The 9681-nt window shown below is 45.1% G+C and carries 8 protein-coding genes; 3 read left to right on the plus strand and 5 right to left on the minus strand.

The window, feature by feature from the left end; translation table 11 throughout:
* Positions 1-171: 171 nt before the first annotated feature.
* The 3 genes from QZY95_RS07060 (at position 172) to rnr (ending at position 4391) form a co-directional block, all read left to right on the plus strand.
* Complete coding sequence (locus QZY95_RS07060) at positions 172-879, plus strand: Bax inhibitor-1/YccA family protein (RefSeq protein ID WP_290921211.1); 708 nt, start codon at positions 172-174, stop codon at positions 877-879.
* A 127-nt stretch (positions 880-1006) separates the two neighbouring features.
* Positions 1007-2155, plus strand: a complete 1149-nt coding sequence (gene lpxK / locus QZY95_RS07065; RefSeq protein WP_290921214.1) for a tetraacyldisaccharide 4'-kinase — start codon at positions 1007-1009, stop codon at positions 2153-2155.
* A gap of 76 nt (positions 2156-2231) precedes the next feature.
* Positions 2232-4391 (plus strand): ribonuclease R, encoded by a 2160-nt coding sequence (rnr, locus tag QZY95_RS07070; RefSeq protein WP_290921217.1) that lies wholly within the window; start codon positions 2232-2234, stop codon positions 4389-4391.
* 44 nt (positions 4392-4435) lie between these two features.
* Here rnr and QZY95_RS07075 read toward each other — a convergent pair whose 3' ends face one another.
* From QZY95_RS07075 to rdgC, 5 genes are all read right to left on the minus strand, one after another.
* Positions 4436-6037 carry an AAA family ATPase gene (locus QZY95_RS07075; RefSeq protein ID WP_290921220.1) on the minus strand — a complete coding sequence of 534 codons (1602 nt, stop codon included), beginning with the start codon at positions 6035-6037 and terminating at the stop codon, positions 4436-4438.
* Between the two features lie 112 nt (positions 6038-6149).
* Positions 6150-6986, minus strand: a complete 837-nt coding sequence (locus tag QZY95_RS07080; RefSeq protein ID WP_290921225.1) for an ABC transporter permease — start codon at positions 6984-6986, stop codon at positions 6150-6152.
* Positions 6986-7942: an ABC transporter permease gene (locus QZY95_RS07085; RefSeq protein WP_290921229.1), complete on the minus strand. Its 957-nt coding sequence runs from the start codon at positions 7940-7942 to the stop codon at positions 6986-6988. The genes QZY95_RS07080 and QZY95_RS07085 overlap by 1 nt, the downstream gene beginning before the upstream one ends.
* 90 nt (positions 7943-8032) lie before the next feature.
* On the minus strand, positions 8033-8563 hold the full coding sequence (locus QZY95_RS07090) for a hypothetical protein (protein ID WP_290921233.1): 531 nt from the start codon (positions 8561-8563) through the stop codon (positions 8033-8035).
* A gap of 8 nt (positions 8564-8571) precedes the next feature.
* Positions 8572-9186 (minus strand): recombination-associated protein RdgC, encoded by a 615-nt coding sequence (rdgC, locus tag QZY95_RS07095; protein WP_290921239.1) that lies wholly within the window; start codon positions 9184-9186, stop codon positions 8572-8574.
* Positions 9187-9681: the final 495 nt, after the last annotated feature.

The following is a 9681-nucleotide window of genomic DNA, read 5'->3' on the forward strand; positions in this document are numbered from 1 at the left end:
CAAACCGCATCGTACGCCCATAAAAGGCCCGGTTATATAACCGGGCTTTTTTTATTTAACAAATCTACCGGTACTGATAGACTTGCAATACGGTTGTGGGCTTGATACCGTGATTTTAACAAATTAAAAAACATAGTATAAACTCGAATATAACTAATTCCGGAGGATGGAATGTTAGGACGAAATGCAGCAGCACCTAATGTACGCCGTGCTGAGCTTGTTAATGCATACCTTCGCGGTGTGTACGGCTGGATGATGCTGGGTCTTCTTGTGACCGCTGTATTTGCAATGTTTACAGCTACCTCACCTGCAATTCAGCAGATTGTTTTTGGAAGTAAATTTACCTTTTTCGGTTTGATTATCGCTGAATTTGGCTTGGTTATGTACCTGAGCGCGCGTATTGCCAAACTTTCCGCTGGCGCAGCAACTGGACTTTTCATGCTCTACAGTGCACTTAACGGTGTAACACTTTCAGCTATTCTTCTCGTGTACGCAGCAAGCACCGTTTCTTCAGCGTTCTTTACCGCTGCGGGGATGTTCGGTGCGATGAGCCTGTACGGTATGACCACGAAGCGTGATTTGACCAGCATGGGTAGTTTTATGATGATGGGGCTGTTCGGTATCATTATCGCAATGGTTGTGAACATCTTCCTTCAGTCCAGCGCAATGCAGCTTGTTATCAGCGCAATCGGTGTAATCGTATTTACCGGTCTCACTGCTTACGATACTCAGCGTCTTGCAGAAATGGGCGAGTCTATGCCTGCTGATGATGCAACCGCTGTACGTCGTGGTACCATTCTTGGTGCTTTGACTCTGTATCTTGATTTTATCAACTTATTCCTTATGTTGCTCCGTCTGTTTGCAGCAGGCCGCGAATAGTATTCTCCATTCGCATTATGAAGATGAAAATAAGGGGGGCCTGCAACGGCTCTCCTTTTTTTACATGAGACATATTTTCCGACACCGAATATACTCAAATTGAAACTGCCAGCCTTCAGGAGAGGTTATGTCTTCATTGCCAGTGCAGCGAGCACTGTACCCGCTTTTGTATCCGTTCAGTAAACTTTATTCTTTAGCTATGTCATGCCGTAGGAAACAGTATGACTCCGGCGCGAAGGAACAATTTTCTCCAAAGGCACCATGTGTTTCTGTTGGGAATATTAGCTGGGGAGGCAGTGGAAAAACTCCAGTTGTGAGCTGGCTCTTAGAGTGGACTGAGCAACATCATTATTCACCGGTTGTGCTTACAAGAGGGTACAAAGCATCTCCGCCTAGGTTTCCGTATTTGGTGACACCGGAAAGCACCGCTGCTCAAGCCGGTGATGAACCTGTTATGCTTGCGAGTGCACATCGCAAAGCAAAAATTGTTGTTGATCCGGTCAGGAAGCGTTCTGGAGCTTGGGCAGAAACAAAATTTCGACCTGATTTAATGATCTTGGATGACGGATTCCAGCATCTAGCTGTTGAACGAGATCTTAATCTGGTGTTGCTGAAGCCTGAAGATTTTACCTCTGAATGGGACAGGGTTATTCCTGCCGGTTCATGGAGAGAAGGGCAGAATGCTTTGGCAAAAGCCCATGCTTTTCTTATAAAAGCAGACTCGCTTGCTCCGCTGAAAGATGTTATTAAAGAGCGTCTTGGAAAATATGGTGTGCCGGTATTTAGTTTTTCATTAGTTCCCCAGCACCTGATTCCAGTGAGTGACGCAGCTGTCGAAGTGTATGAAAAGAAAAAAGAAAAACAACGTCCTGTCATATTAGAAAACTATATTCTTTTTAACGGGGTCGGTGAGCCGGCTCAGGTTGAAGAAACGGCAAAACGATTTATGGGGCGTTCTCCATATAAACATCAGCGTTTTGCAGATCACCATGCGTATACAGAATCTGAGATTGCAGAAATGGGCAATGTGGGGCTTCCACTGGTTTGTACCCCTAAAGATGCCGTGAAAATTCCTGAGGTTTTAGGCATTGAGGTATGGACATTTGCTCTGAGAACAAAGTTTGGTGATTCCCTGTTTACAGGAAAAACATTTGAAGATTGGTGGAAGGAACAATGGACGCAGTTGCGTCAGGCTTCTGAAACCAGAAAAAAGGGCAGAAAGAGATCAACGGTATCCACAGCTACCCCTCGTCCTGTCTTAAAAAATGAAAAATAATATAACAATAACCTGTGGCAATGTGGGATAGTAACAAGCTTCCAATAACCATTGTTCAAGGTATAAAGCATACATAATGGTAAAAAAGAAAAAAAAGAGATCTGGCGAATGTCCGATTTCACCTAAAGACATTCTTGAGCTTTTCCGTGAAGTGAAACGCCCGATTAAGATGAACGATTTTTATCGCTTTCTTCATTTGAGTAAGCGGTGGAGACGTGATCTTGAGGGGATGATTGAATTTCTCGAAAAAGATGGAAAAATTATCCGCTTGCGCGGTGGCGCTTGGGGACTAACGAAAAATTTACACCTTCTGACTGGCAAGCTTCAGGTACAACGTTCAGGCGTTGGCTTTGTGCTGCCGGATGATAAACGCCGTGCGGATATTTTTGTTGCACCGCATGCTTTTGGTAATGCAATGCATGGCGACACTGTCGTTGTTGCTCTGTTGCCGGGTGGAAAAGGGAAAAATCAGGAAGGGCGAATTGTCCGTATTTTGGAACGTGCTCGTGATACTATTAGTTGTAGAGTGCTGAAAAAAATGGGCAAGGCCGGCTATATTTGTCGTCCGACAGACTCCCGCCTGAACTTTTCTGTATTAGCAACCGGTGATGCGTTGGAACGCAAGCCTCGTAAGAATGAACTTCTTATGGTTGAACCGGGAGAGCTTGTAGAATCTGGTTTGTGGTCTGCAACAATTATAGAAAGTCTTGGCGCAGAAGAAGACGGAAATGTTCAGGAACGTCTGGTTAAAATTAATCACGATATCCCGACAAGCTTTCCTGATGAAGTTATCGAAGCAGCAAAGGCGCTTCCTTCTGTTCCTTCTGAAGAAGACTTCGCAGATCGAATCGACTTACGAACTTTAGATTTTGTGACAATTGACGGTGCCACAGCCCGCGACTTTGATGATGCCGTTTATGTAGAAGAGCAGCGTGATGGCTATCGCCTGTGGGTTGCAATCGCTGATGTCAGCCATTACGTACCGGAAGATTCCGCATTGGATCAGGAAGCAGTTCACCGTGCGAACTCTTACTACTTCCCTCAGTCTGTAGAGCCAATGTTCCCTGTAGAGCTTTCCAACGGATTGTGTAGTCTTAACCCTCGTGTGCCTCGTTTAGCTATGGTGGCTGAGACATACTTCTATGCAGACGGCAGTTACGGAAAGTCAAAGTTCTATCCAGCTGTTATTCAGAGTAAAGCGCGTCTGACGTATGGTCAGATTAAACGTGCGTTACTTGATAAAGATGAGAAAGAACGGGCTGTCATTTCCCCTGTTTTGCCTATGCTTGAACGAGCAGAAGAGCTTGCCCGTTTATTAAAGCAGAAACGTGATGATCGTGGCAGTCTTGATTTTGATGTCCCTGAAGCAGCCGTGACGTTTGATGTTGCGGGCGATCCAATTGCAATTGATCGCAAGGTTCGCCATTTTGGTCATATGATGATTGAGGAATTTATGATTGCTGCCAACGAAGCAGTGGCGAGATTCCTTACACAAGTTAATGCAGCGTTTTTGTACAGGGTGCACCCAGAGCCGGAGCTGGAGAAACTTTCTGGTTTGTTCAAAATGTTGCATAGAACCGAGCTTGGCGAAGCCTTTCCTAACGAACCGTCTGCAAAGAACCTTCAAAAGGTTTTAAAAATTGCAGAAGGCACAGAGCAGGAATTTGTTGTGAACCGTTTGACTCTGCGCACTATGATGCAGGCTCAATACACTGCAACACACCAGACTCACTTTGGACTTGCATCAGATTGCTATTGTCACTTCACGTCACCTATTCGTCGATATGCCGACCTTATTGTACATCGTGCCTTAAAACATGCTCTCAAGGTCAAAGGGTATGAACATGTCCGCGAATTGGATAAAATTCAGACCATAGGCGAGCACCTCAATAAGCGTGAGCGTGTAGCAATGGAAGCTGAACGTGAGATCATGAAGCGTATTACAGCGCTCTACATGTTGAGTCAGGTTGGTGCCGAGTTTACAGGAGTCGTTTCAGGTGTGGCTGAATTTGGTTTCTGGGTGGAACTGGAGGAAGTCATGGCGGAAGGTATGGTTCGACTTTCCAGTATTGATGACGATTATTATGTTTACCTGTCAGAACGAAATGAGTTGATTGGTGAGCGAACAGCGCGTCGCTTTGCTTTAGGTCAGGTCGTCAAGGTTTGGGTTTCAGATGTGAATGTTGCCCGAATGGAGATTAACCTGAAGCTTCGTGAAGAAGACGTTGCCGATTAATAGATATAAAGAAAGCTTCACCGCATAAGTGGTGAAGCTTTTTTTTATCCTGTTCCAAGTAACTCACGGGCAAGGGCTTCCCCTTGTTGTCCCCCGCCGGCCATTCGCTCGTACTCATTACGTATTCCGGTCTCGGAAAGTGCGTTGCAGTTTGTGAATGTTGCACTGCTTCGAACTTCTTTTCTTACAAGGAAATGTTTTTCTGCTCGTGCCGCAAGTTGAGGCCAGTGAGTAATTAAAAGCATTTGCTGACGTTCTGCCAGCAGGCTTAATGCGTCAGCAACATAGTTTAGCGTAATACCGCCGATGCCGGCATCGACTTCATCAAAAATAAGGGTCGGGGTTTCGTCTTTATTCATCAGTCCCACGACTGCCAGAAGAAATCTGGAGAGTTCACCACCGGATGCAATTTTATCGAGAGGTTGCGGTGCTTGTCCCGGGTTTGGAACCCATATGAGACGGGCTTTATGCTCAAAGCATTCCGGATAAATTTCAGCAGGCGTGAATTCAAATTCAACATGGACATGCTCTGAGAAACCGAGAGTTTTTAGCTCAGTTTCAATAGCGCGACAGAGCTCTTCGCCTTTGTCTTTTCTTAGTGTATTGATCTGTTCTAAAATTTTCTGAAGCTCTTCGCGGGCTTCGTCTTCTCTTTTTTCAAGAAGAATCAGGTCGAGTTTACAGGTGTCTAAGAACGTAAGGTTTTCCTCAATTTCTTCCTGCATATTTACGATTTCATCAAGAGATCTGTTGAGCTTGCGTTTCAGCTGAGCCAGCTCGTAAAGGCGTGATTCGATTTCTTCAATCGAATCTTCATCCGGACGGTTGATAGGCTGATTGCGCAGGCGTGTCTCTACTTCTCCAAGAGTGTGGCGGAACTCCATTATACGTTCCACTTCCTGCTTGTAATCTGGAATATATCGGCAAACAGCATCCAGACTGTTTTCCAGTCTGCTGACAATTTCTGCTAACGAGCCGTTGTCGGTGTAGAAGAGCCCCAGAGTGTGATCAACCGCTTCCTGTACCAGTCCCTGCTCACGAGTTTCTTGTTTTTTCGCCTCAAGCTCTTCTTCTTCACCCGCTTCAGGTGCTACTTTGGCAATTTCTTTTTGTTGGAATTCTAAAAAATCACGTTTGTCTTCAAGAGTACGTGCCCGTTCTCTAAGCTCAACTTGCTCTGCAGAAATTTCCCGCAACGTTTTCAAAATGCTACTGCGTTGTTCAAGCAGATCGGGACGTTGAAGAAAGTCGTTAAGGAGTTTTTCTTGGAATGCGGGCTGCAACAATTGTTGCTGTCCGTGTTGGCTTGTATGGACGAGAAGTTTGGGTTTAAGAGTACGGATAGTTTCTTGAGAACTCAGCTTATCATTAATGTAGAGGCGGCTTCTTCCGGTGGCTGCGACAAGTTCTCTCCGGATGATATACTCTTCACCGTCTATGAGGAACAACGCTTCAACCTGTGCTTTTTCTTCTCCGGCACGAACAAGATCGGCGCGCATCTTATCACCGGTGAGAAAATTGAGTGCTTTCAGAATGAAGCTTTTACCTGCACCTGTTTCGCCGGTAAGGACATTCATTTTTCCTGAAAACTCAAGTTCCATATCGTCAATTAACGCCAGATGACGGATTCGGAGAAGTTCGAGCATTGTAACTGCCTGTAATTAGTGATTTAGGAAAATATAGAAATCGTCGTAGAAACATTCTTATACACAGCCGAACGCTTTGGCAATGCATGGAATGTGGTACGTAATATTTGACCTATTGTTTGAGACGGGGGTCTAGAATATCACGCAAACTTTCACCAAGCAGGTTATACCCTAGTACGGTGACAAGGATCGCACATCCGGGGAACATTGAAAGCCATGGAGCAATTTCTAGAACTTGTTTTCCTTCCAGTAACATGTTCCCCCAACTTGCTGTCGGAGGCTGAACTCCGAGCCCAAGGAAGCTGAGAGCAGATTCTGTAAGGATAGCACCGGCAACGCCAAGGGTTGCGGAAACAAGCACAGGAGCCAGTGCATTGGGGAGGATATGGTGTGCGATGATACGAGTTGACGATGCCCCCGCGAGACGGGATGCTGCAACAAAGTCTCTTTCGCGTAGCGTGAGAGTTTCAGCTCTGACAAGTCGGGCTACCCCCATCCATGAAGTAAGTCCGATCACTATCATTATATTGATCAAGCTTGGTTCAAGGAAAGCAATAACAGAAAGAATAAGAAAGAATGACGGGAAGCAGAGCATTACGTCGACGAAGCGCATAATGGTTTCATCAACCCATCCTCGAAAATATCCTGCAATAAGCCCTAATACCAAGCCGATAGATATGGATATCCCCACAGCAACAAAGCCAACCCATAATGAAATGCGTGCACCATGCAGCATGCGAGAGAACACATCGCGCCCTAAAGCGTCAGTCCCCATAAGGTGTGCCAAAGATGGTGGTTGTAGAATTGCGTCAAGGTTAAGGGCGTCTGGATCAAATGGAGATAGGACTGGTGAGAAAATTGCTGCAAGTGTCATTGTTCCGACGATGACAAGGCCAACGGTAAGCATGCCGTATTTGCTCCAGAAAGCTCGTGAGGTGATAGAAAGCATTATGCACCACCTCCGGTGTTTCTGATTCGCGGGTCTGCAAGGCCGTAGCAAAGATCAGCAATCATGTTACCTGCAAGGGTAAGAACTGCACCAAGAACAAGGTTCCCCATAATCATAGGGTAATCTCGGGCTAAGACTGATGTATAAAAAAGTTGTCCGAGTCCCGGAAGGGCAAATATTGATTCAATGATGACCGATCCGCCAATAAGGCTTGGGATGGAAAGCCCGAGAATTGTAATAACAGGAAGCAAGGCGTTGCGTAATGCATGCTTGTAAATAACGGAGTGCAAAGGAAGACCTTTAGCTTTTGCTGTAAGGATAAAGTCTTGTCGTAACACTTCCAGCATGGATGAACGCATAAAGCGGGACATTCCGGCAAGGCTTCCAAAGGTATAGATAAAAACGGGCATAGCTAAGTGTTTGGCCAGATCTCCAGCCTTTCCCCAAAACGACAAGCTGTCATAGTCGAGAGAGGTTAGGCCGGATATTGGTAACCACTGCAAATAAATGCCGAAGTAGAGCATAAGTAAAAGTGCCAGCCAGAACCCCGGCATAGCAAAACCGATGAAAACAAAGACGGTACTCGCTTTGTCAAACCATTGGCCTTGATAATAGGCGGCTCCTATTCCAATAGGGATGGCGAAAAGCAGTGTTAAGATCAGCGAAGCTACATTCATACCGATTGTCAGCGGCATGCGTTCTTTGATCTTGTCCCACACAGGTCGGTTGTCTCCAGACATCGACTTGCCGAAGTCGAACTGAACAATGCGTTTGACCCATCTGTAATATTGAACATGAACCGGCTGATCTAATCCGTACAAACGTTCAAGGCGGGCACGGGATGCCGCACCCACCTGTGGATTCAATGTCGTTTGTAAATCGGTAGGAGAGCCGGGAGCAAGGTGAATAACCCAAAAGCTAATGACTGTAATTCCAAACAGAATTAAAACAGTCATGCCAAGCTTCTTACAAACTCTGTATAAGATGCGGCGGAGGATAACTGAAGGAGCTATCGCGCTCGCTGGCACATGTTCCATAGTAGAGTACTACTCCGAGTTGTTAAGCCACTGTCCCATTTTTTGAACAGTTTCGATCCATTCATTGGAAAGACGTGTTTCAAGGAAGGTTTTATACGCATCATCTAAGAGCGTAAGACAACTTTCAATAAGGTAGATTTTTTCAAGGAATGGACCATCAACGTCGTCTTCCTCGTTTGCATCCGCTTTTTCTACTTTAGGTGTTTTCAGACTACCGAGAGAAAAATCTTCTGCCTTTAATGTAAGTTGCCATGCTTCTGTGTCTTGTTCAATACGAATCAGAGCGCGGGTAACTTTTTTCCCCATGGAAAGGCCAAGGCGTGCTTCTTTTAATTCAGAGGTGCTGCCGGATACAGTCGCTGTTTCCAGAGTTTCGCCTTCACCGCCTTGTACGGAAACACGTTGCTCAACATATAAATTATATGGGCGACCTTCTTTAGAAGAGAAGTTGCCATTGGTCACTTCGCTTCTAAACCAGAGCCATGTTAAAAATTCCTGACCAAGAATAATATCGGTCGTTTGACCAAGGTAATCAGCCATGACGTCTCCTAAGCGAAGCTTGCAGGTTCGAGGGTATCAAGTTTTTCTGCGACATCTTCACCCATGAGGGAGATCGCAAGGGAATATGGGGTCATCGGTTCAAGATCGAGACCGAATGTCTGCGCAAAGTAGTCAACAAAGAGTTCGAGAACCTTTGCTTGAGTGGATGCGAAGTATACATCGTTTGTCTGCATATTCCAGACAACGTGGAATTCTGCAGGAACCGGAAGAGTACGTGCACGGAGCTTGAGTTGTACTTGCTCTTTCAATTCTTTTTTACGTTCGCGGGAAACGTACTTTTTACCTTGTTCTTTCACCTTGCGCTCTTCTTCACGAACAGCAATAGCAACATGTTTTTTCATAACTGCTGCTGGGATACGACGCGTATCTAAGCGTAAAGAGAAGGTAAGGTATGCACCTTTTTCAGGTGGGGCAGTGTGCCAGAAAGAGTCGAGCATATCATCAAAACATACCCATCCCCATCCGCGTTCTTCTGCGGTTTCTTCAATTTCTTTAAATGCAAACTGTCGAAGTTTCTCAGGAATTTCAGGCCAAAGTTCTTTCGGAACAGGCTCTGTAATCTTATATCGTGTAAATGAAGTACTGGCGTTTAGAAAACCCATTTTGCTCTCCTTATGTATATGGGAGTGTGTAGCGCATCTTTGAATAGGACGCCAGATTATAAGATACAACGTGACCATAGTGACAAAATGGAAAGAAAATAACATATAAAAGCAGATAGATAAGAAAAAGCAGTGAAGAAAAATAAAAAACGTGTTGACTTGTGAAGAAAAGAGCGTAGATTCCTCTCCGCTGCTGCTGAGCAGCATTGCTCTTTTCAAAGAAACAGAAAATATTTTTATGAAAACTTATTGACACGAACGTGTCGTTTTCGTAAAAAATACTTCTGCGCCTGAGAATGGTAAGCAGCAAACTAACAAGTTGAGTAACGAATTATTTTTTTTGAAAAACTTGTTGACTAAGCAAGATCGTGCTGGCATAAACGCCAACTCGACGCGAGGCAAATTAGCCGAGCGGAGCTTTTTAAAAGCTCTTTGACAATTAAATAGCGAATCGGATTGATTTAGAGATCAGCTAGCGTCATCCGCTGTTATGCA

It is taken from the genome of Halodesulfovibrio sp. (assembly GCF_015482765.1).
GTDB lineage: Bacteria > Desulfobacterota > Desulfovibrionia > Desulfovibrionales > Desulfovibrionaceae > Halodesulfovibrio.